The organism is Mariniflexile ostreae (assembly GCF_042427585.1).
GTDB classification, from domain to species: Bacteria; Bacteroidota; Bacteroidia; order Flavobacteriales; family Flavobacteriaceae; genus Pseudalgibacter; species Pseudalgibacter ostreae.
Map to the genome: position 1 here is coordinate 19,491 of NZ_JBHMFC010000009.1, position 22,547 is coordinate 42,037.

At 35.4% G+C, this 22,547-nt stretch carries 18 protein-coding genes; 13 read left to right on the plus strand and 5 right to left on the minus strand.

Annotated elements, in window-relative coordinates; translation table 11 throughout:
• Positions 1–339: a 30S ribosomal protein S6 gene (rpsF, locus tag ACFFU9_RS02790; protein WP_379859847.1), complete on the minus strand. Its 339-nt coding sequence runs from the start codon at positions 337–339 to the stop codon at positions 1–3.
• Between the two features lie 212 nt (positions 340–551).
• Here rpsF and ACFFU9_RS02795 point away from each other — a divergent pair, with 212 nt between their 5' ends.
• Positions 552–1,247, plus strand: coding sequence for a LytR/AlgR family response regulator transcription factor (locus ACFFU9_RS02795; protein WP_379859848.1), 696 nt, complete (start codon positions 552–554; stop codon positions 1,245–1,247).
• 65 nt (positions 1,248–1,312) lie between these two features.
• Here ACFFU9_RS02795 and priA read toward each other — a convergent pair whose 3' ends face one another.
• The 3 genes from priA to nadC all read right to left on the minus strand — a co-directional run bounded on the left by priA (position 1,313) and on the right by nadC (position 5,665).
• Entirely contained in the window at positions 1,313–3,766 is a 2,454-nt protein-coding gene (gene priA, locus ACFFU9_RS02800) for a replication restart helicase PriA (RefSeq protein ID WP_379859849.1), read from the minus strand.
• A 2-nt stretch (positions 3,767–3,768) separates the two neighbouring features.
• Positions 3,769–4,710: a YihY/virulence factor BrkB family protein gene (locus tag ACFFU9_RS02805; protein WP_379859850.1), complete on the minus strand. Its 942-nt coding sequence runs from the start codon at positions 4,708–4,710 to the stop codon at positions 3,769–3,771.
• 94 nt (positions 4,711–4,804) lie between these two features.
• Positions 4,805–5,665, minus strand: coding sequence for a carboxylating nicotinate-nucleotide diphosphorylase (gene nadC / locus ACFFU9_RS02810; RefSeq protein ID WP_379859851.1), 861 nt, complete (start codon positions 5,663–5,665; stop codon positions 4,805–4,807).
• A 106-nt stretch (positions 5,666–5,771) separates the two neighbouring features.
• On the opposite strand from nadC, the gene rlmH reads away from it, so the two are divergent.
• The gene (gene rlmH, locus ACFFU9_RS02815) at positions 5,772–6,245 is read left to right on the plus strand and encodes a 23S rRNA (pseudouridine(1915)-N(3))-methyltransferase RlmH (protein WP_379859852.1); all 474 of its coding nucleotides are present in this window, start codon (positions 5,772–5,774) and stop codon (positions 6,243–6,245) included.
• Between the two features lie 21 nt (positions 6,246–6,266).
• Here rlmH and hpf read toward each other — a convergent pair whose 3' ends face one another.
• Positions 6,267–6,566, minus strand: coding sequence for a ribosome hibernation-promoting factor, HPF/YfiA family (gene hpf / locus ACFFU9_RS02820; protein ID WP_379859853.1), 300 nt, complete (start codon positions 6,564–6,566; stop codon positions 6,267–6,269).
• Positions 6,567–6,757: 191 nt separating this feature from the next.
• Between hpf and ACFFU9_RS02825 the strand changes: the two genes are divergently transcribed.
• The 11 genes from ACFFU9_RS02825 (at position 6,758) to ACFFU9_RS02875 (ending at position 22,539) form a co-directional block, all read left to right on the plus strand.
• Positions 6,758–7,330: a non-canonical purine NTP diphosphatase gene (locus ACFFU9_RS02825; RefSeq protein ID WP_379859954.1), complete on the plus strand. Its 573-nt coding sequence runs from the start codon at positions 6,758–6,760 to the stop codon at positions 7,328–7,330.
• 62 nt (positions 7,331–7,392) lie between these two features.
• The gene (locus tag ACFFU9_RS02830) at positions 7,393–9,612 is read left to right on the plus strand and encodes a RelA/SpoT family protein (protein WP_379859854.1); all 2,220 of its coding nucleotides are present in this window, start codon (positions 7,393–7,395) and stop codon (positions 9,610–9,612) included.
• A gap of 26 nt (positions 9,613–9,638) precedes the next feature.
• Positions 9,639–10,121, plus strand: a complete 483-nt coding sequence (locus ACFFU9_RS02835; RefSeq protein ID WP_379859855.1) for a Fur family transcriptional regulator — start codon at positions 9,639–9,641, stop codon at positions 10,119–10,121.
• 17 nt (positions 10,122–10,138) lie between these two features.
• Positions 10,139–11,416, plus strand: a complete 1,278-nt coding sequence (locus tag ACFFU9_RS02840; protein WP_379859856.1) for an adenylosuccinate synthase — start codon at positions 10,139–10,141, stop codon at positions 11,414–11,416.
• Between the two features lie 133 nt (positions 11,417–11,549).
• Entirely contained in the window at positions 11,550–12,128 is a 579-nt protein-coding gene (locus tag ACFFU9_RS02845; RefSeq protein ID WP_379859857.1) for an RNA polymerase sigma-70 factor, read from the plus strand.
• A gap of 99 nt (positions 12,129–12,227) precedes the next feature.
• A complete protein-coding gene (locus ACFFU9_RS02850; RefSeq protein WP_379859858.1) occupies positions 12,228–13,145 on the plus strand; it encodes a FecR family protein in 918 nt (305 codons plus the stop codon).
• A 91-nt stretch (positions 13,146–13,236) separates the two neighbouring features.
• Positions 13,237–16,665: a SusC/RagA family TonB-linked outer membrane protein gene (locus tag ACFFU9_RS02855; protein ID WP_379859859.1), complete on the plus strand. Its 3,429-nt coding sequence runs from the start codon at positions 13,237–13,239 to the stop codon at positions 16,663–16,665.
• Positions 16,666–16,676: 11 nt separating this feature from the next.
• Complete coding sequence (locus ACFFU9_RS02860) at positions 16,677–18,110, plus strand: SusD/RagB family nutrient-binding outer membrane lipoprotein (protein WP_379859860.1); 1,434 nt, start codon at positions 16,677–16,679, stop codon at positions 18,108–18,110.
• A 13-nt stretch (positions 18,111–18,123) separates the two neighbouring features.
• The gene (locus tag ACFFU9_RS02865) at positions 18,124–19,695 is read left to right on the plus strand and encodes a calcineurin-like phosphoesterase C-terminal domain-containing protein (RefSeq protein ID WP_379859861.1); all 1,572 of its coding nucleotides are present in this window, start codon (positions 18,124–18,126) and stop codon (positions 19,693–19,695) included.
• 58 nt (positions 19,696–19,753) lie between these two features.
• Complete coding sequence (locus ACFFU9_RS02870; protein ID WP_379859862.1) at positions 19,754–20,644, plus strand: glycerophosphodiester phosphodiesterase family protein; 891 nt, start codon at positions 19,754–19,756, stop codon at positions 20,642–20,644.
• A 110-nt stretch (positions 20,645–20,754) separates the two neighbouring features.
• Positions 20,755–22,539, plus strand: a complete 1,785-nt coding sequence (locus ACFFU9_RS02875; protein WP_379859863.1) for an OstA-like protein — start codon at positions 20,755–20,757, stop codon at positions 22,537–22,539.
• Positions 22,540–22,547 lie beyond the last annotated feature (8 nt).

A 22,547-nucleotide genomic window follows, 5' to 3' on the forward strand; every position in this document is an offset into this window, starting at 1 on the left:
TTACGCTTTTGCTTTAAGTTTAACTCTTCTTCTCTCTGCCCAAGACACAGCATGCTTGTCTAAAGCGACCGTTAGGTAACGCATAAAACGCTCATCACGTCTAAATTCTACTTCTAAAAGATCGATGACCTCTCCTGTAACTTGATACTCAAACAAGTGATAAAAACCACTTTTTTTGTTTTGGATTGGATAAGCTAATTTTTTTAGCCCCCAATCTTCTTTGGATACCATCTTTGCTCCTTTAGAAACAAGAAAATCTTCGTATTTCTGTACTGTTTCCTTTATCTGTTCTTCAGATAAAACGGGATTCAAGATGAAAACAGTTTCATAATGATTCATAAAAATCTATTTTAATGTTAAAATGGGTGCAAAACTAGCGAATTAAACCATATAAAACAACTATAAGATATTCAATATTTTAAAGTATATTTGTAGGGCTATGTCAAAACATTAAAAAAAAGCTAAAAAAACACTGTTTGTCGATGTTTTTTGGTTTTTATCCGAATTTTTTGTACTGTTGTCGATATCTTAACCGAAATATTAGTAATGTTATGACTTTAAACTGCGTAGTAGTAGACGACTCAGCGATACAGAGACTCTCCATTGTTAAGTTAGTAGAGAATCACCCCGCTCTTAATTTAATAGCAGAGTACAGTAGTGCGCTTGAGACTAAAAATGGTTTAAATTCTCATCAAGTGGATTTAATCTTTCTAGACATAGAGATGCCTGTTTTAAACGGATTTGAGCTTTTAGACGTATTAAACAATAAGCCTCAAATTATTTTTGTTACCGGAAAAACCGAATATGCTTTTAAAGCGTTTAACTACGATGCTACCGATTATTTACATAAACCTATATCTAGAGAACGTTTTAACACTTCAGTTGAAAAAGCACTAGAACAGCATAAGCTTAAACTGGACTTTAGTGAAGAAGATGGTGAACACATTTTTGTAAAGAGCAATCTTAAAAAACGTAAAGTCTATATTAAGGACATCAAATGGATTGAAGCTCTTGGAGATTATGTAAAACTGGTTACCGAAGAAAATAGTTTAGTGGTGCTATCAACCATGAAATCTTTTGAAGCCGAGCTTCCTGAAGGCAAGTTTTTAAGAATCCACAAATCTTATATTGTGAATCTTGACAAAATTGATAGATTTAACAGTAAGAATGTTGAGGTTGGCGCCTACGAGATACCTCTAAGTAGAAATAAAAAGACCCAATTGGTAGACGCTTTAAATAATATTTAAAACGCCTCCTAATAATTTTTTAGGACAACCTTCAATTTACGATTCACCTACAAACCTCTAAGCAACTAGAAGTTATCAACATTTAATATTACTCTAACAGATCTAAAATCTTTCACGCTCGAGAAGCTGTTATTTATTTTAATAATAGCTTCTTTAGTTTTGGATAAGGATTGTTTTTTAGGAATCTTTACTAAAATATTCTTATGGAATTGATTTCTAATCCGAGCTACTGGTGGGGCTTCTGGCCCTAACACATTATCACCAAAAACATGCCTTAACGCCTTTGCAAACCAAGTAGCGGCTGCCTCTACTTTGTTGTAATCTTTGTGTTTCAAAATAATTTTCACTTGTTTATAAACAGGTGGATATTTATAATTATAACGATCGTTCATTTGCTCATTATACATCGCCACATAGTTGTTTGTAGAAACCTGTTGTAATATATTATGATATGGATTATAGGTCTGGATAAGCACCCTGCCCCGTTCATCGGTACGTCCTGCCCTACCCGATACTTGAAGCATCAATTGAAAGCTTCGTTCATGCGCTCTAAAGTCGGGGAAGTTCAACATATTATCGGCATTCATAATGCCTACCAGCTTTACGTTTCTAAAATCCAAGCCTTTGGTTAACATTTGTGTCCCCACTAAAATATCAATTTCCTGTTGCTCTAATGCTGTAATTATTTTTTCATAGCCATACTTTCCACGTGTAGTGTCTAAGTCCATTCGTGCCACCTTATAATCGGGAAACAAAAGCTTCACTTCAGATTCAATTTGTTCTGTACCAAAACCTTTACTATCCAAATCTTGGGCACCGCAAGCCATACAGCTTATCTGCATGGCCGTAGTATAACCACAATAATGGCAGCGCAACTGACTTCTATATTGGTGATACGTTAAGCTTACATCGCAGTTAGGGCATTGTGGTGCATGCCCACAAGTATTGCATTCTACAATAGGTGAAAACCCACGCCGATTTTGAAATAGGATAATTTGATAGCCTTCCTTCAAGGTTTCCGTCATTTCTTCGATAAGTCTATCGCTAAAATGCCCTTTCATTAGCTTACGTTTATGCTTATCCTTAATATCTACCAACTCTATTTCAGGCATTAACACCTCATTATAACGCGTTGTTATCTCCACAAAACCATATTTGTTTTGTTTTGCATTAAAATAACTTTCCAAACTTGGAGTTGCAGAACCCAAAAGTGTTTTTGCTCCATGCATATGAGCAAGTACTACAGCCGTATCTCGTGCATGATACCGTGGCGCAGGATCAAACTGTTTAAAAGATTGCTCGTGCTCTTCATCCACAATAATCAAACCTAAGTTATCAAACGGTAAAAAAATAGAAGAACGTGCCCCAAGTACTATTTGTGCTTTTACACTTTTATTTAAAACGTGATTCCAAACCTCAACTCGTTCATGAGAAGAATATTTAGAATGGTATACCGCTACTTGCTCTCCAAAGTAATTTTGAAGTCGGGATACCAATTGTGTCGTAAGTGCTATTTCTGGCAACAGATACAACACTTGTTTTCCTTGCTTAACAACCTCTTCAATAAGCTTTACATATACTTCGGTTTTCCCAGAAGATGTAACACCATGGAGCAATGTGATGTTTTGCGTTTCAAAAGATGTATTTATATGCTCCAATGCTGTACTTTGGTAGTCGTTCAGGGTTTTAGTCGCTTCATTTTCACCTCCAGAATACTGAATCCGATCCGTTTGGATATAGTACTCCTCTAGAACATCTTTTTCAATCAATGCCTTAATAATCGCTGCTGAAGCATCACTTTCAGAAGATAATTCTGAAACCTTTACAGGTTTTCTTGTTTTTGCAGAAATAGAAAACAGTGTCATAATCACCTGTCTTTGCTTTGGAGCTCTGCTCAATTCTTCCAACAAACCATGTAGTGCTTTTTCTGAAGTGAAATGAGTATGAAGCTTTACATAGCGAACCAATTTCGGTTTGTATTTTTCATAAATTTCTTCTTCAACAGAAATCACTTCTTTTTCAATGAGCCTCTTAATAACAGGAAGCACATTTTTCTTATCTAAAATACTAGAAATATCTTGTATTTTTAAAGATGATTGGTGATTGAGCGCATCATACACCAAAAACTCATCATCTTTTAACGTAGACTCGTCTATGGTTTTTATCGTATTTTTAAGTACTACGGTTTCACTCTCCAAAACAAAAGCATTGGGCAGAGCAGCTCGCATTACATCGCCTAATGTACACATATAATAACTCGCTATCCATTGCCATAACTGAAACTGCTTTTGGTTTACTATGGGCGTATCATCTAGAATTTGATGAATCTCTTTAGCATCATAAGCTGTTGGTGCGTTTGTATGAATTTTAAAAACCAGTGCGGTATATATTTTTGATTTGCCAAAAGGAACAGACACCCGCATGCCCGTTTTTAAAAATCCAGATTCTGCGTCCGTTATACTATAAGTAAACAACTTAGGAAGCGGTATAGGCAATATAACGTCTATAAAGTATGCCATAATCAATAACCTTTTCTTAATTTATTTAAAGTTACGTTTAATTCGTAGCCCAATAATAAAATATTGGAATTGAGCCATAAATAGAACATCAAAATTAGCAAAGCGCCAATAGAGCCATATAACTTATTATATTGACCGAAATTTTCTATGTATATCCCAAATAAATAAGAAGATAATATAATCAATATGGTTGTAAACAAGGCTCCAGTAGAAAAAAACTTAGACTGTTTTCCTTCTGGTGTCCCGAAATAATACAGAGTGGCGGTTGCTATGTAAATAATCATCACGAAAAAAGCATATTGTGCCATTTTTGCCCAAAACACACTTTGTAAATCCACTTTATAGCCCCTATATTCTAACGCTTGAAAGAGCTCCTGCACTACATAAATTTGAAAATAACCCAAAACCGCAATAGTGAAAATGAGTAAAAAAGCAAGTATTAACGCAATGCCCAATGCATAAAAATATTGTTTAAAAACATTTCGAGACATTTGCTGGTGATACGAATTCTGAAAGCTTGAAAACACGGCATTTACACCATTTGTCATTAAAAAAAGTGACAGTACAAACACAGAAGACAACAAGCCGCCACGTTGGGGCTGATCTATGTTTTCAAAAATATTTTTAAAAAAAAACTCAGATGTATTAGGCGGCAAAAAAGATTCTAAAAACCTAAGAAACTCTATTTTAAAATCGTCAATGGGCACATAGGGGATAATAATGAGTACGAACAATAAAAAAGGAAACAGTGCCATAAAGAAACTAAAAGCAATGGCACTTGCCCTAGCCGATAATGCTCCTTTTACAAGACCGGTTATATAAAGCTCTAAAAGATCATAAAATGACAAGCCCTCTAATCCTAATATTTTAATGTTCTTAAAAAACCTCACCAGTATACTTACTACTGGGATTTTTTCTAATTTGTCTTCAATGGGTTTGGTCATTAATTTTTAAGAATGGTAATTCCACACAAAGTTATTAAATAAGATTTTATAACAGCTATAGATTGCTTGCCAATACCCCTTAAAGAGACAGACGCTAGTTTACGGCCTTTAAACTTAAGTCCATATTATGCACCGAGTGTGTGATAGCACCGCAGGAAATATAGTTTACACCACATTCTGCATAGTGCCGTATTGTGTTCTCATTAATATTTCCTGAAGATTCTGTCAAACACTTATTACCGATAAGCTTCACAGCTTTTTTAGTGTCTTCATAATCAAAATTATCTATTAAGATTCTATACACACCAGTATTTCTCAATATTTCTTCAACTTCCGTTAAATCTCTAGCCTCAACCATAATTTTCAAATCCTTACCAGATTCCTGTAGATACTGTTTGGTCATTTCAATAGCTTTAGTAATACCACCAGCAAAATCTATATGGTTATCTTTAAGCATAATCATATCATACAACGCAAATCGGTGATTTTCGCCTCCGCCAATCCTTACCGCCCATTTTTCTAAAGCGCGTATACCAGGGGTTGTTTTTCTAGTATCTAAAACCGATGTTTTAGTGCCTTTTAACAAATTAACAAACATACGGGTTTTGGTTGCCACAGCACTCATGCGCTGCATGGCGTTTAAAACAGTACGTTCACATTTAAGAATGGATTGAGACGACCCTTCTACCGTTAACACAATATCTCCATAAGAAACCTCTGTGCCATCTTCTATAAGGATATCCACTCTTAAACTTTTATCGACATAAGCAAATACTTTTTTTGCAAATGCCACACCTGCAATAACCCCTTTGTCCTTTACCAACAGTTTGGCTTTCCCTCTGGCATTATCAGGAATACAGGCTAATGAACTGTGGTCGCCATCTCCAACATCTTCTCTTATAGCGTTAGCGATTATAATATCTATTTCGTTAGAAAATTGCTCTTTGGTTATCATGTTCAAAAGTTAATTTATTACAAAAATAAGGAATTGATTTGCGAATTTTAAAAAATTTATCAATTTTAATGTACTATCGATAAATAGAAATCGATAATTTTGACCTATGAATATAAAACTCATTGCGATAGGCAAAACAGATAGTAAAACTCTTGAGCTTTTAATAAAAACTTACCAGACTCGGCTTGGCTTTTACATAAACTTTTCCATGGAAATTATACCAGACATAAAACATTCTAAAAACTTAAGCGAAACCCAACAAAAACAAAAAGAAGGCGAACTTATTTTATCGAAAACAACCTCAACAGACGCCGTTATCCTTTTAGATGAGAATGGGAAGCAAATGGATTCTATTGGATTTTCTAACGATCTTCAAAAACACATGAATTCTGGGGTAAAACAACTGGTATTTGTAATTGGTGGCCCTTATGGCTTTTCTAAAGATGTATACGAAAAAGCAGATGGGAAACTGTCTTTATCAAAAATGACATTTTCCCATCAAATGATTCGTTTGTTTTTTATAGAACAACTTTACAGAGGCTTTACTATTTTAAGGAATGAACCTTACCACCATCGATAAGTTAAGAGCCTAAAAAACACCTTAGTGCATGTTATAAACTTCTTTACGCTTTTTAAGCTGGCGCTCTAAATCACTAACCGTTTCTCTTACCGCCACCTCAAAATTAGCCTCACTCGACGTTGCAAAAATTCTTGGCCCTGGTAAACTTAACTCAATATTACATATTTTGCCGGAATCGTGTTGATTATCGTCTTGTTTAAAATGTACGGTAGCACTTATTAAAAATTCATATCTATCAAATAGTTTTTTTAATTTATCTTCTGTAAAGGCTGAAAGCGTTTCACTTACATCTAAATCAACATATTGGAAGTTAACTGTCATAATCGGTCTTTTTTAAGGTTTATATGAATTACTAATATAACTCATTTTTAAGTGGTTTTGAAAATTGACACTCATAAAATAGTCATAAAATTCATTTTTCATCAGCATATCCGTTTTTCCCGTTTTAAGTTCATTTTTATTTGAATCAATATAATGGTATTTTTGGAGAATTAAAATTATCAAAACAGCCTATGCAAATCGTTTTCGCTACAAACAACCAAAATAAAATTAAAGAAGTACAGGCCTTACTTCCAAAAGAAATTAAGCTCTTAAGCTTGGAGGATATTGGCTGTGTGGAAGAAATTCCTGAAACCCAAGACACTATAGAGGGGAATGCCATCCAAAAAGCGGCCTATATTAAAACAAAATATGGCCATGATTGCTTTGCCGATGACACAGGTTTAGAGGTTGAAGCACTACAAAAAGCACCAGGTGTGTATTCGGCTAGATATGCAGGCGCCTCGTGTAATGCCACGAACAATATGGCGTTACTATTAGAGAACTTAAGTAACCATCCAAACCGAAAAGCCCAATTTAAAACTGTTATCGCTTTACAGTACAATAATAAGCAACATATTTTTACGGGCATTTGCGAGGGCACGATTACGCATACCAAACACGGTGAGAAAGGATTTGGTTATGATCCTATTTTTAAACCTAAGGGGCACCAACACACTTTTGCCGAAATGGATTTGGATTTAAAAAACACTATCGGGCACCGCGGAAAAGCCATTGCCCAATTGATTAGATTTTTAAATTCTTAATTTTCCTTAATAAATTTTAAAAAGCCATAGGCTATTACATTTGTTTATCCTACTTTTAAGTGATGACTGCAGAAGAAATTGAAAAAGAAAATATCGCCATTGCTAAAGCCTATAAAGAGCTTTTAAAAGTCAGCTACAGAACCCTTACCGATGAGGACAAAAAACTTATCCGGCATGCGTTCGATGTGGCACTAGATGGCCATAAAGATCAGAGAAGAAAATCTGGTGAAGCGTATATATTCCACCCCATTGCAGTAGCTAAAATTGTTGCACAAGAAATAGGTATGGATGCCACATCGATTGCATCCGCCTTATTACATGATGTGGTTGAAGATAGCGAGCGCTATACCATTACAGATATCGAGCAGCTTTTTGGAGAAACTGTTGCCAGAATTGTAGACGGCCTTACTAAAATCTCGTCTTTAAGCAAGGAAAAGGATATGGACGTGTCTTTGCAGGCAGAAAATTTCAGGAAAATGCTGCTTACCCTCAATGATGATGTTCGTGTTATCATTATAAAAATTGCAGACCGTCTCCATAACATGCAAACCATGGACGCCATGCGTTCGGACAAGCAGGTTAAAATAGCTTCGGAAACCCTTTATATCTATGCGCCTTTAGCACACAGAATTGGTCTTTATAATATCAAGAACGAACTCGAAGACTTAGCCTTAAAGTATACCGAACCAGACGTTTATTACGACATTCTACACAAAATAAAAGAAAGTAAAGAAGAGCAAGATCTTTATATTAAAGAGTTTAGTGAAGTGATCAAGAACGCTTTAGACAAAGAGCTATTGGAGTATACGATTAAAGGGCGTCCTAAATCCATTTATTCTATTAGAAAAAAAATGGTAAAACAAGGCGTATCTTTTGATGAAGTTTACGACAAATTTGCTTTAAGGATTATATATAAAAGTGACGAAGCCAACGAGAAATTTTTGGCTTGGAAAATATACTCTATTGTTACCGATCACTTTAGGCCCAACCCCATGCGGCTTAGAGATTGGATTACATCCCCAAAAACCACAGGCTACGAAGCACTTCACATTACAGTTATGGGACCCAAAGGAAGGTGGGTAGAGGTACAAGTGCGCAGCCAACGTATGAACGAGGTGGCAGAAAAAGGCTATGCTGCCCATTACAAATACAAGCAGAACAAAGAGAAAGAAGACAATCTAGACAGCTGGATCAATAAGCTACAAGAAGCCCTAGAAAACCCTGATATTAACGCCGTTGATTTTGTTGAACAGTTCAAACTCAATCTATATTCGCAAGAAATATTTGTATTTACACCCAACGGCGATTTAAAATCGCTTCCTAAAGGCGCTACTGCATTAGATTTTGCTTTTAGCATCCATACCGAAATCGGCATGAAAACCAGAGGTGCAAAAGTGAACGGAAAATTAGTTCCGCTAAGTCACGTGCTCCGTACCGGCGACCAAGTAGATATTTTAACCTCAGAAAGTGCTAAGCCTAATGCCAACTGGTTGGATTACACTACTACTGCTAGAGCTAGAAGTAAAATAAAATCGGCATTAAAGGAAGACAGGAAACTGATAGCCGAAGATGGCAAGGAAATACTAAGACGAAAGTTAAAGCAACTTAAAATTACGCTTAATGAAAAAAGCGTAAATGAACTGGCAAACCATTTTAAGCTCAAAACAAGTTTAGATTTGTTTTATCGTGTGGGCGTAGGCTCCATAGATAATATTATGCTTAAAAATTTCGCCGCGTCTAGAAGCAATGCCTTAATGAGTTATATTAAGAGCAAAATAACAAGAAAACCAAATCTTTCAAAAGAAGAACTTGACCAAAACGAGATCACCTCTAATTTTGACGCTCTTGTTTTTGGTAAAGAAGAAGAAAAGCTAGATTATAAAATAGCCAATTGCTGTAACCCTATTCCTGGCGATGATGTGTTTGGTTTTTTAACCGTTTCTGAAGGTATAAAAGTGCATAAAAAAAATTGTCCAAATGCTTTAAGTTTACATTCCAATTATGCTTATAGAATCATCTCTGCAAAATGGATTGATTCTTCACAACAAGAGTTTTTAGCTAAAATCATAATATCTGGAATAGATAATATAGGTTTAGTAAACGATGTTACGAGAATTATCTCTTCGGATATGCATGTTAATATGAAAAGCATAAGTTTTGAAAGTAATGACGGATTATTTACTGGAAAAGTAAATCTTATTGTAAAAAACAACAACATGCTTAAAAAGCTCATAGATAAACTTAAAAAAATTAATGGGATAGATAAAGTCTCTAGAGTGTAAAAAAAGTGTAAATTTGCGACGAAATTATGAATGCAAAAGTAGATAATAAAAATCAAGAAATAGTTAAAAGCGTATTCACCAGCTTTTTAGAAACGAAAGGGCACCGAAAAACACCGGAGCGTTACGCTATATTACAAGAAATTTATAACAATACTGAACATTTTGATATTGAATCATTATACCTCAGTATGAAAAATAAAAAATATCGTGTGTCGCGTGCCACACTTTATAATACTATAGAATTACTTCTTGATTGTAAATTGGTAAGAAAACACCAATTTGGCCAAAATCAAGCACAATATGAGAAATCGTATTTTGATAGACAGCACGACCATGTGATTTTAACAGATACTGGGGAGGTGATAGAATTTTGCGACCCGAGAATACAATCTATAAAAAAAACCATTGAGGAGGTTTTTGATATCGAAATCAATAACCACTCTCTTTACTTTTACGGAACTAAAAAGTCTCCAAAAACTCCTGAAGAAAATCAGGAAGGAGACAATTAACTAATTTAATTTTTACAATGGCAGTAGATTTACTACTTGGACTACAATGGGGAGATGAAGGCAAAGGAAAAATTGTTGATGTACTTACCTCAAATTACGACATTATTGCACGTTTTCAAGGAGGCCCCAATGCTGGGCACACCTTGGTCTTTAACGGAAGAAAACATGTGTTGCACACTATTCCTTCAGGGATTTTTCACGAAAACACCACCAATTTAGTTGGAAATGGTGTGGTGATAGATCCTGTTATATTTAAAGGAGAACTAGACAAACTTGCAGAGCAAAATGTTGATTATAAAAAATCTTTAGTCATATCGCGTAAAGCGCATATTATTTTACCAACGCACCGTTTATTAGATGCCGCTAGTGAAGCCTCAAAAGGAAAGGCCAAAATAGGGTCTACCCTAAAAGGTATTGGTCCTACTTATATGGACAAAACGGGAAGAAATGGTATCCGTATTGGTGATTTAGAACTAAGCGATTGGAAAGAGCGCTATAGAGCTTTGGCAGATAAGCACGAATCTATGATTGCCTACTATAATGTGGACATCGAATACAATTTACAAGAGCTTGAAAAAGAGTTTTTTGATGCTATAGAGGTTTTAAAAACCCTGAAATTTATTGATTCTGAAGAATTTATTTATCAGGCACAAAAATCAGGAAAAACCATTTTAGCCGAAGGTGCTCAAGGATCCTTATTGGATATCGATTTTGGTACCTACCCTTTTGTAACCTCTAGCAATACAACTGCCGCAGGTGCTTGTACCGGCTTAGGCGTTTCTCCAAATAAAATAGCTGAGGTTTTTGGAATTTTCAAAGCTTACACTACACGTGTTGGTTCTGGCCCTTTTCCAACCGAACTGTTTGATAAGGATGGGGAAACAATGAGTAAGGTAGGAAACGAATTTGGAGCGACTACAGGAAGAGCAAGACGTTGTGGCTGGTTAGATTTAGTTGCCTTGAGATATGCCTGTCAAGTAAATGGCGTAACACAACTTATCATGATGAAAGGCGATGTCCTTTCTGGCTTTAAAACCTTAAAAGTATGTACCGCATATAAATATAAAGGAGAAACCATTTATCATTTCCCTTACAATATCGATGCAGAAAACATAGAACCTATTTATACTGAGGTTGAAGGTTGGGCTGAAGATTTAACAGGATTATCTGAAGCGTCTCAAATGCCTAAAGCTCTTAATGATTATATCGCGTTTCTAGAAAAAGAACTCGAAATTCCAATCACAATTGTGTCTGTAGGACCAGATAGAAAACAAACTATTTTTAGAAATAAATAGAACCCATATTTTTTAATATTTAAAGACCACTTGATCAAGTGGTCTTTTTTTTTATCAATTCTTAACCATAGCTTAAACTCACCAGCCCTCTTCAAACCCATATTACATATACATTTGCTAGTATTTTGTACATATGAAAAAATCTCTCAAAACACTATCCAACCAACACCTTCAAACCCTTTTAAAAGAAGGAAGCGAAGGTGCTTTTAATGAAATTTATAATCGATATTGGAGTATTTTATACGCTTATGCATTCCGTATTTATACCGAAGAAAAAATTTGTGAAGACATTATCCAGGAAGTTTTTATTCGGCTTTGGGAAAAAGGAAAAACCACAGATATCATAAACATTGAAGGCTACCTATTTAAGGCTATTAAAAATAAAATAGCAACCCACATACGCGATTTAAAATTCACACCAGCACATGATCATGTTCTTCAAAACATAGCAATCTCTGATACATCAGAAAGAAACTTAGAATATGAAGAATTTGAAAACCACGTGCTTTTTGAAATTGACAAATTAACGCCCAAATGCAAAAAGGTGTTTATATTAAGTCGATTTGATCAGCTATCCAACACCGAGATTTCTAAAAAACTAAATATCTCTATCCGTACTGTTGAGAAGCATATTAGTGACGCTCTAAAAGAACTCAAGTCAAGTTTAAAAATCAGCTATATTATCGGGTTTGTTATGCTAATGTTTTTTTAAAGTAAACTAAAAAGCGCTTGCTTTAAGAAACCGTTAAAGCCTCCTTTTCTTCTACGTGTTAGGCTTCAAAATTGCGACTTGTAATTAAACAAGAACATTTTGCAAAACCAATATTTTATATACTTAGCAGAAAAATACGCCAACCACACAGCTACTAAGGCAGAAATACAACAGGTTGAAGCTTTTTATGCAGCTATGCAAAAACAGCACAAATCGCTACCTATTAATTTAAGCTCTTATAAAAAAAATAAAATCAAAAACACCATTGATGCAACTTTACACAAAAGAGTTGATTTTTTAAATTTCAGAAACCTTTCAATTGCTGCATCTTTCTTATTACTTCTTGGCATAGGCTTAGCTTACCCGCTTCTAAACAAAACAACAATTACCACATTGAAAGCCGAGCGGAAAGAGATCCTACTAGACGATGGTAGTAAGGTGTTCTTAAATGCAAATAGCAGCATTAGTTATGCTAGCAATTTTACTAAAAAGCGAAACATTACATTAAAAGGAGAAGCTTTTTTTAACGTAGCAAGAAACACTAAAAATCCTTTTACTGTAACCGTAAACCATATAGAAACGAAAGTATTGGGCACTTCTTTTAATATCAAATCTACTCCCAATAATAAAACTATTGTAAGTGTAAACACAGGTAAAGTAGTGGTTTACTCCAAAATCGATTCTAAAAACAAGGTGTTTTTAACCAAGAATGAGCAGGTTACATTTTTTAACCATGCACCATTAAAAATAAGCCGGAACCCTAGTGATGATTTGATGGCTTGGACAGAAAACAGGATTGTTTTAAACAACGAAACATTAGAAAGCACCACTAAAATTCTTGAAAACTGGTATAACGTTTCTATAGAATTCATGGATGAAGACCTAAAGCATGAGACCATTTCTGGTAAGTTCAATAATGAAACCTTAAAGAACGTCATGACAAGCATAGCACTACTCAAGAATTTAAAAATAGAATATTTAACCCCTAACCATATTACTATAAGAAAAGACCAATAGCAAAAACCTTTAAAGGCCATTTCCGCTACAGCGAAAAAGAACATGGCAGCCCCATAAATAATATTAAATCAATTCACGATAATCATTTAAAATGAAGATTACATTACACTTTTTAAAGAATTTCTCATCCTTTAGGTCTTTTTGTTTAACAGGGATGCTATTATCCATAAGCATAGCCTCTGCGAAAACAAATAACAATCAAATAAGTCTAAATATTAAAAATGCTTCTGTAACGGATGTCTTTTCTGCTATTGAAAGCCAAACGGCTTACACCTTTATTTTTGACAATTTTATTACTAAAGCCCCTAAAAAAATATCTATTCGTGCAACAAATGAAAATTTAAATACTGTTTTAACAAAACTGACCCAACAAAGCAATTTTCATTTTAAGGTGTTAAACCACACCATTACTGTTTTAAATTCTGAAAAACAAAAAATAGTTAAAGGAAAAGTTGTAGATGAAAGTGGCTTACCGCTGCCTGGCGCAAGTGTTATAGAAAAAGGAACCAAAAACGGAACCTCAACAAATTTTGATGGTATTTTTAATTTAGCATTAACGACAGAACATGCAGAAATAGAAGTTTCTTTTATAGGGTATATCACAAAAACCTTAAAAGCAACGCCTGGTACGCTATTAGAAATCATACTAGAAGAGAACGTTAACAGCTTAAATGAAGTGGTTGTTACTGCTTTAGGCATCAAACGTGAAGAAAAAAAACTAGGCTTCTCTCAAGCTACTGTAGAAAGTGAAAGCTTAGCACAAACGGCACCAAACAACTGGTCGTCTGGTCTAAAAGGAAAAGTTGCAGGTTTAAATATTGTATCATCAGGTTCTGGCCCGATGAATTCGCAACAAATAACACTTAGAGGCAACAACTCCTTAAATGCTAATGGAAACAACGCGCTTATCGTTGTGGACGGGGTTCCTGTTAATAGTGAAATGACAGCTTCGGGATCATCAAACGCTTACATAGGTGAGGATTCCCCAATAGATTACGGCAATGGTATTTCAGACCTTAATTTGGATGACATTAAAAGTGTAACCGTACTGAAAGGTTCTGGGGCAACAGCTCTTTATGGCAGCCGCGCTGCAAATGGCGCTTTAATTATAACCACAAAATCTGGCACAAAGTCCAAAGGCCTTGGTGTTACTTATAATTCAAGTGTTAGTTTAGACGTTATCCAGCGTTGGCCCGATTGGCAATACAAATATGGGCAAGGCACTGGCAAAAGTTTTGATATTGAAGGGAACCCTTATTATTCGTATGGCTCCTCTGAAGATGGCAACAGTACTGGTGGCACAAGTAGCGCTTGGGGACCTGAGTTTAATGGGCAATATTACTACCAATACGACACTGCGCTAGAAGGACAATCTGCAGAACGCACACTATGGCAACCATACAAAGACAATCGTAAGGATTTTTGGCGCACAGGAGTTACAACAACTAACAATGTTTCTATTCAAGGCGGAAATAAGGAAGGCTCTATGCGACTTTCAGTTGGGCATTCTAAAAACGAATGGATCATGCCGAACACAGGGTTTGAAAGACTAACCGCATCTTTAAATGCAAATTACCAAGTTTCAGATCATGTAAAAATAGGTTCTGTTGTAAACTACAACAATAGAACCAGTGATAATTTACCCAGTACAGGCTACAACAATGGTTCTATCGCTTACTTCATGATTTTTCAAAATCCAAATGTCAATTTAGACTCGTATCGTAATATTTGGCAGAAAAATCAGAATCAAATTCAGCAAATTCAACCTTTCAGCTCCTATATAGACAATCCCTATTTAATAGCATATGAAGCAACAAATGCTTTGGCTAGTAATCAAATTGTTGGAAATATTTTTAGTGATATCCAATTAGCCCCACAATTAAAGTTGATGTTAAGAACCTCTTTAAACACCTATTACCAAGAAAGAGAGCAAAAAAGACCTTACAGCATAAATCGCTATAAGCAAGGATATTATGAAACCCAAGATATTTGGAAACAAGAAGTAAATACCGATTTTTTATTAAGCTACAACCATGATCTTAGCACTAATTTTTCATTCTCTGCCTCTGTAGGAGGAAATTCTATGGATTACAAATACCGCAGAACAGACGCTTCTATCGATGGTTTGGTGGTGCCTGGAATTTACAAATTAGCGAATGGTGTAAACAATCCATTAATTCAAACTTATGATAAAAACAAAAAGGTAAACAGTTTATACGGTTTGTTTTCGGTTGCATTTAACAACAAAATATTTTTAGATCTAACAGGGCGAAATGACTGGTCTAGCACCTTACCACTAAAAAACAATTCCTTCTTCTACCCCTCTGCCAATGCCAGCTTTATCATGTCGGAAATATTTAATTTACCTAACGCTGTGGAGTATTTAAAGTATCGTTTTTCATATGCTCAAGTTGGTAATGATACCGACCCATACAAAACAAGTAAGTACTATAGCCAAAGTGCATTTGCGAGTTCGGCATCTGTTTCAACTAACTTATTCAATGCCCACTTCAAGCCAGAAATTACAACAAGCTATGAAACAGGTATTGAAGCCCGTTTATTAAACAACAGCATAAACCTAGATGCCACTGCTTACGAAACCACTACTAAAAATCAAATCATTTCGGTGCCTTTAGATATTACTACGGGCTATAGTTCTGGTGTTTTAAATTCTGGTGAAGTAAGAAATCGAGGTCTTGAACTTACACTTAGCGGAAAGATTATAAGCCGTAAGAAATTCAATTGGAAAACTACATTTACATGGTCTAAAAACTGGAATAAGGTTATGAAGCTTGCCGATGGCATCGATGGCCAACAAGAAATAGGTGCTGGTGGCAATGCAACCTTATTAGCAAAAGTAGGTGGTACAACAACAGCTATTTACGGATTTGGATTTGAACGCTCCCCAGAGGGTGCTATTGTTTATGACGCTGCAGGACTTCCTGCATACCCAGATGAAATTCAATATATAGGAGATGCTAATGCAGACTGGAAGGCTGGTTTAAACAACAGCTTCCGTTTTGGAAACATCACCTTTAATGTGATGCTAGACGGTCAATATGGTGGAATCATTTATTCCCAAACCCATCACAAAAGCATTCAACAAGGAAAATTGACTTCGACTTATGAAGGACGAGAAACAGGTTTTATAACCGGAGATGGTGTGGTATTAAATAATGATGGTACATATTCTCCAAATACCACCGCTGCAATAACTCCAGATTGGTACAATCGGTATTACCGCCGAGCTAATGTAGAGTCTAACGCTTTCGATGCGTCCTTTTTAAAATTAAGAGAAGTGAGCTTACAATACAGTTTCCCTAAAAAATCTTTAAAAAACACAGGAATCATAGGCTTAAATGTGTCTGTTTTTGGAAGAAACTTAGCAACTGTTTCCGATTTCCCTATTTACGATCCAGAGACAGCTGCTTTAAATGGCGACACTATTTTACCTGGAATTGAAATGGGACAAATGCCCTCGCCTGCTACCTATGGCTTTAATTTAAAAGTAAACTTATAATATATAAAAACATGACAACATTAAAATACTTATTTGGTACACTACTCTGCTTTATGGCTATAGTATCCTGTACAAATGATTTTGCTGAGATTAATGAAGATCCTAATCGTATTAACGAGATTAGTCCCGGTACATTAATAAATCCTATTATCTATGGCCTGGCTAATCATAACGCTGGTAGAAGCGCCAGTGTTACCTTCGATTTAATGCAGGTGTCTGTACCATTTCCAAGCGTTTCTGGTGGATTACATAGGTATGACGTAAGCCAAGGGGCGGGCAATTCATCTTGGAACAATTATTACAGGTGGCTTAATAACATTAAAGAAATGCATACAGCAGCAGTGTTATTAGAAGACAAAAACTACGAAGCTATTGCCCTAACACTTAATGCTATGGTTTATGCCAATCTTACAGATATATTTGGCCCCATACCCATGACTGAAGCAGTAAAGGGTGATGAAGGCAACTTCTACCCCGCGTTCGATTCGCAAGAACATATATACGAAACGATTCTAGCTGATCTTGAAAAAGCTAACAGTATTTATGATGCTAGCAAGGGCATGGCATACGCAGACGATATTCTGTTCTTTAATGATGTGGAAAAATGGCAAAAATTCACAAACTCATTGCATTTGAGATTATTGCTTAGAATTTCAAACAGAACCGAAACACAAGCATTTCAAAAGATGACCGCCATAGTTAATAATCCTACAACTTACCCTGTATTTGAAAACAATGGAGAATCAGCCATTTTACAAGTAACAGGGGTTACTCCAAATGTTTCGCCTTGGGGCAGGCCTCAGGATTTTAATTTGTTCACTAAAATAGGTGCTTTTTTTATTGATAACTTAAATGACTTTGAAGACCCTAGACGTGCTTACATATCCACAATAGCAAGAGATTTAAATAGTATAGACATAGGGTATAAAGGAATTCCAAGCGCTTATGATGGACCGGAATCTCAGTTTACATATAACGCTTCATCGCTCAATACAAGCCAAGTAAACAATCCCATGCAAATTTTCATATTAACCTATGCCGAAGTAGCATTTATTAAGGCGGAATTAGCACAGCGTGGTTACATCCCGAACGCAGAAACACATTATAATAATGGCGTTACCGCTGCAATTGAACAGTTTAATATTGAAATGCCTTCAACGTATTTTGATAATATACATACAAAATATGATGGCACCTTAGCTAAAATCATGCTTCAAAAATACTATGCACTTTACTTTGTCGATTATCAACAATGGTTCGAATACAGACGTACAGGATTACCCGTTTTACCTACTACCGAGGCCATGTTAAACGACAAAATAATGCCTGCTCGCTTTTACTACCCAGTCGATGTACAAATTAATAACGCATCCCATTATGAAAAAGCAGTAGAGATGTTAGGTGGCCCAGATGATATAAATACACCTGTTTGGTGGGATAATTAAATAAAAAACAATCATGAAAACAACTTTCATTCTAATATGTGCAACCCTATTAACATTGGGCGTAACAGCGCAAAACAAGGTAACGGGTTATGTATACAACGACCTCAACCAGAACAATAAAAAAGAAACTAAAGAACAAGGTATTAGTCGTGTAGCTGTTACCAACGGAGAACAAGTGGTATTAACCGATGGAAACGGGAAATATGTACTTCCTATTAGTTCCGACCAAATCATTTCAGTAATAAAACCGTCTGGATATAAGGTAGGCACAGACGCTAATAATTTACCGCAATTCTTTTATAATCACAAACCTCAAGGTTCTCCAGATTTAAAATTTAAAGGAGTGGCACCTACAGGTAAACTTCCAAAATATGTGAATTTCGGACTAATCGAAACAGAGGAAGCCAACACATTTACAGCTCTTGTTTTTGGCGACCCACAAGTGTATACTTTAGAAGAAATAGAATACTTTAGAAGCGGTATTGTTTCTGAAGTGAAGGCGATAAAAAACGTTCCTTTTGGGATAAGTTTAGGAGATTTAGTAGGCGACGATTTAAGTTTGTTCAATCCCTACATTGATGCTGTAAAGGAAATTGGCATACCTTGGTATAACCTAATGGGCAACCATGATATGAATTTTGATGCAGAAACAGATGCTTTAAGCGACGAAACCTACGAGGCTCACTTCGGGCCAGCAAACTATGCCTTCAACCATGGTAAAGTCCACTTTATTGTTTTAGATAATATACTTTATCCAGACCCAAGAGATGGTAAAGGCTATTGGGGAGGGTTTCGAAAAGATCAATTAAATTTTATAGCGAACGATTTAAAATTTGTTCCAAAAGACCACCTCATTGTTTTAGCCTTTCATATCCCTTTAAGTGAGCCACATGGAGACTCTTTTAAAGATGAAGATCGCGAAAAATTATTTAGTTTACTCAAAGACTTTCCCAATACGCTATCGCTTTCAGCCCATACACATATTCAAAAGCAAACGTTTTTTAACGCCTCTCAAGGTTGGCTAAGAGAGAAACCGCATCACGAATATAATGTTGGCACCACTTCTGGCGATTGGTATTCTGGTAAATTAAACGAAGCAGGCATCCCCATTTCAACTATGAGAGATGGTACCCCTAAAGGCTATGCTTTTTTACATTTTAAGGACAATCAATACAATATAGAATACAAGGCTGCAGGAAAACCGAAAGATTTTCAAATAAAAATCTTTGCTCCAAAAGTCGTTGCCCAAGGAAAAAGAACAAAAGCAGGAATTTATGCCAACTTCTTTATGGGTAGTGAAAAAGACACCGTTTTATATCGTATCGATAATGGTGAATGGCAATCGATGACCCATGTAGAAGATTACGACCCATCTTACGTGGCGTTGGTTTATGAATGGGATACCAAAACCGAATTAATGGCAGGGCGACGCTCTTCAAACCCAATTACTAGCACTCATTTATGGCGTGGCTCCATACCTACTAAATTAGACGTTGGAATCCATAAAATTGACATTAAAGCGACCGATATGTTTGGAAACGAATATACCAAGTCGAGTTCCTACAGAGTAGAAGCCGCAAAATAATAAATCTAAAGCTTGTTTATCCCTAAAAAAGATAAGCAAGCTTTTTAATGATAAATAGATGAAAATATTTAAAACTGTAATGCTTATTTTGCTCACATTTATAGTGAGCTGTAAATTAGAAACTAAGCATAAAATTGAAGTTCAAGGCCATCGGGGCGAACGTGGCCATTTACCAGAAAACTCTATTGAAGGGTTTTTAGGAGCACTACATAAAGGTGTTGATGTTATCGAACTAGATGTCATTATATCCAAAGACCACCAAGTTGTGGTGTCGCACGAACCCTATATGTCGTCATTGTACATCACCAAACCATCAGGAGATCCTATTTTAAAATCTGAAGAAAAAAGTTATAATTTATACCAAATGACTTATGATAGCATTAAAAAATTTGATGGAGGCTCTAGAGGACATCAAAATTTCCCTAATCAAAAACAAATGAAAACATACAAACCCCTGTTAAGCGAAGTGTTTGATGTTATTGAAAAAGAAATTAAGACACAAAAGTTGCCTTCTGTAAAATACAATATTGAAATAAAATCCAACGAAGGTGCTTATGATATCTATCAACCCCAACCAGATGTATTTGTTAACTTAGTGATGCAGGTTATTCAAGAAAAACAAATGGTAGCTAAAGTGAATATTCAGTCTTTCGACCCCACTGTTCTTAATATTTTACATGAAAAACATCCTGAAATTGAAATTGCCTTTTTAGTTTCTAAAGGAAGTATTCAAAATAATTTAAAATTACTGGCCTTTAAACCCCAAATTTACAGTCCGAATTTCAAATTAATTAAAAACAAAACCATGGTCGATTCTCTAAAAGTAATTCATATAAAGGTAATTCCTTGGACAGTTAATACCGAAGAAGATATCAAAACCATGATCGACTTACAGGTAGATGCTATCATTAGCGATTATCCAGAACGGGCCTTAGAGCTATTAGATTAAAGTTACACATTTCTAGTGTTAAAAACCCAGTAATATTTTTTAGAGCGTTTTTCATTTCAATATACTTAAACCGTATATTTATCGTTATTTTTGCTTTAAATATATTCATATTGAAAACATTAAATTTTACATATTTTTTACTTTTTATTAGCTTCTTAACGGCTTTTTCGTTGGATGCACAAGAAAAAAAGAAAATCCAAATTGAATATTCTGGTTTTTTAACCTTTGATGAAGTTAATTTTCCTGGTGCAAAAATACTAACGCGAGATGAATCGCAACAAGTACACATCATCCATGAAAACACCAACATGTGGTGCGACAAAGCTTATTTTTATGGGCAAGACAATTTTATTGAAGCCTATGGCAATGTTAGAATGATTGATAGCGATACCATTACCATGAGCTCCAAATATATTGAGTATAGTGGATTAACAAAACTCGCTTTTGCTAGTGGCAATGTGGAACTTAAAGACCCAAGCTCTACAATAACCTCAGACACCTTGCATTTTGATAGAGAGAGGCAACAAGCTTATTACAGAAATGGTGGCACCGTAGTAAAAGACACCTCTGGCACCATTACCAGTAAAATTGGCCGGTATTATATGCCCATTAAGAAATATCAATTTGTGGAAGATGTGGTACTTGTAAATCCCGATGCCACCATCAAATCTAATTTTTTTGACTTTTATTCAGACACAGGCCATGCTTATTTATTTGGGCCTTCAACTATAACAACAGAAGAAAGCGAAACGTATTGTGAAAAAGGGTTTTATGACACCAAAACCAAAATAGGCTACGCCATGAAAAATGCCAAAATAAATTATGATAATAGAATCATTGAAGGCGATAGCTTATATTTTGATAACACGAAAAGCTTTGCATCGGCAACCAATAATATAAAAGTAACCGATACCCTAAACAATAGTGTTGCTAAGGGGCACTATGCCGAACTTTATAAAGTAAAAGACTCCCTCTTTATTACCAAACGCGCTTTAGCTATTACGGTTCAAGAAAAAGATTCCATCTATATTCATGCCGATACGCTTTTGGTAACAGGAAAACCAGAGAAACGCATAACAAGAGCTTATAGGAACATGAAATTGTTTAAGTCTGATATGAGCGCTAAAGCAGATTCTGTACATGTTAACCAAGCTACAGGTTTAACACAACTAATCAATATAGCAAAACTAGGTACGGGAGCTCAATTTTCTGCTAAACGAAAACCCATTCTTTGGAATGAAGAAAACCAAATGACAGGCGATACTATTCACATGATTTCTAACACTGTTTCAGAAAAACTCGACTCGCTTGTAGTATTCAATAATGCTTTTTTAATAAGTAAAGACTCTCTCGGAACGGGTTACAATCAAATTTCGGGGCAACGGCTTATTGGCTTGTTTAATGACCAAAACCAATTAGACCAAGTAAATATTATAAAAAATGCCGAATCTATTTTTTATGCTAGAGATGAAGAAGGCGAACTAAACGCCATAGATAGAGCGCAATCAGGATATATTGAAATCTATTTTGAGGAAGGCGAAATTGTAGAGTTTAAGCGTTTAAACCAAGTAGATGGCAAAGCTTACCCCGAATCTAAATTTCCTGAAAAAGATAAAATACTAAAAGGATTTGATTGGCGCGACGATGAGCGCCCTAAAAGTGTTGAAGACTTATTTAAAGACGACCCACCGTTGGTGCTACCTAAAATTAAAGGCATGGACGACTATGTGCCGCAAGAAGATTTTTTTAACAATAATTTATTAGAACGCGTTGACGACGCTAGCAAACAAGAAAACAAAAAAAACTCTAATAATCAACCTGCAAAAGCATCCCGAAATATACCACAACATATAAAGGACCAAAGCAGTCCTTCAGACACTCTAAAAGTTAAATAATATTATAA

Bases quoted from the DNA above. Each gene is read 5' to 3' on its own strand.
- ACFFU9_RS02795 (WP_379859848.1), top strand. From the start codon at position 552: ATGACTTTAAACTGCGTAGTAGTAGACGACTCAGCGATACAGAGACTC.
- hpf (WP_379859853.1), bottom strand. From the start codon at position 6,566: ATGACAGTTAACTTCCAATATGTTGATTTAGATGTAAGTGAAACGCTT.
- ACFFU9_RS02865 (WP_379859861.1), top strand. From the start codon at position 18,124: ATGAAAACAACTTTCATTCTAATATGTGCAACCCTATTAACATTGGGC.
- ACFFU9_RS02845 (WP_379859857.1), top strand. From the start codon at position 11,550: ATGAAAAAATCTCTCAAAACACTATCCAACCAACACCTTCAAACCCTT.
- ACFFU9_RS02835 (WP_379859855.1), top strand. From the start codon at position 9,639: ATGAATGCAAAAGTAGATAATAAAAATCAAGAAATAGTTAAAAGCGTA.
- ACFFU9_RS02830 (WP_379859854.1), top strand. From the start codon at position 7,393: ATGACTGCAGAAGAAATTGAAAAAGAAAATATCGCCATTGCTAAAGCC.
- ACFFU9_RS02840 (WP_379859856.1), top strand. From the start codon at position 10,139: ATGGCAGTAGATTTACTACTTGGACTACAATGGGGAGATGAAGGCAAA.
- ACFFU9_RS02825 (WP_379859954.1), top strand. From the start codon at position 6,758: ATGCAAATCGTTTTCGCTACAAACAACCAAAATAAAATTAAAGAAGTA.
- ACFFU9_RS02805 (WP_379859850.1), bottom strand. From the start codon at position 4,710: ATGACCAAACCCATTGAAGACAAATTAGAAAAAATCCCAGTAGTAAGT.
- rlmH (WP_379859852.1), top strand. From the start codon at position 5,772: ATGAATATAAAACTCATTGCGATAGGCAAAACAGATAGTAAAACTCTT.
- ACFFU9_RS02860 (WP_379859860.1), top strand. From the start codon at position 16,677: ATGACAACATTAAAATACTTATTTGGTACACTACTCTGCTTTATGGCT.
- nadC (WP_379859851.1), bottom strand. From the start codon at position 5,665: ATGATAACCAAAGAGCAATTTTCTAACGAAATAGATATTATAATCGCT.
- ACFFU9_RS02855 (WP_379859859.1), top strand. From the start codon at position 13,237: ATGAAGATTACATTACACTTTTTAAAGAATTTCTCATCCTTTAGGTCT.
- ACFFU9_RS02870 (WP_379859862.1), top strand. From the start codon at position 19,754: ATGAAAATATTTAAAACTGTAATGCTTATTTTGCTCACATTTATAGTG.
- rpsF (WP_379859847.1), bottom strand. From the start codon at position 339: ATGAATCATTATGAAACTGTTTTCATCTTGAATCCCGTTTTATCTGAA.
- priA (WP_379859849.1), bottom strand. From the start codon at position 3,766: ATGGCATACTTTATAGACGTTATATTGCCTATACCGCTTCCTAAGTTG.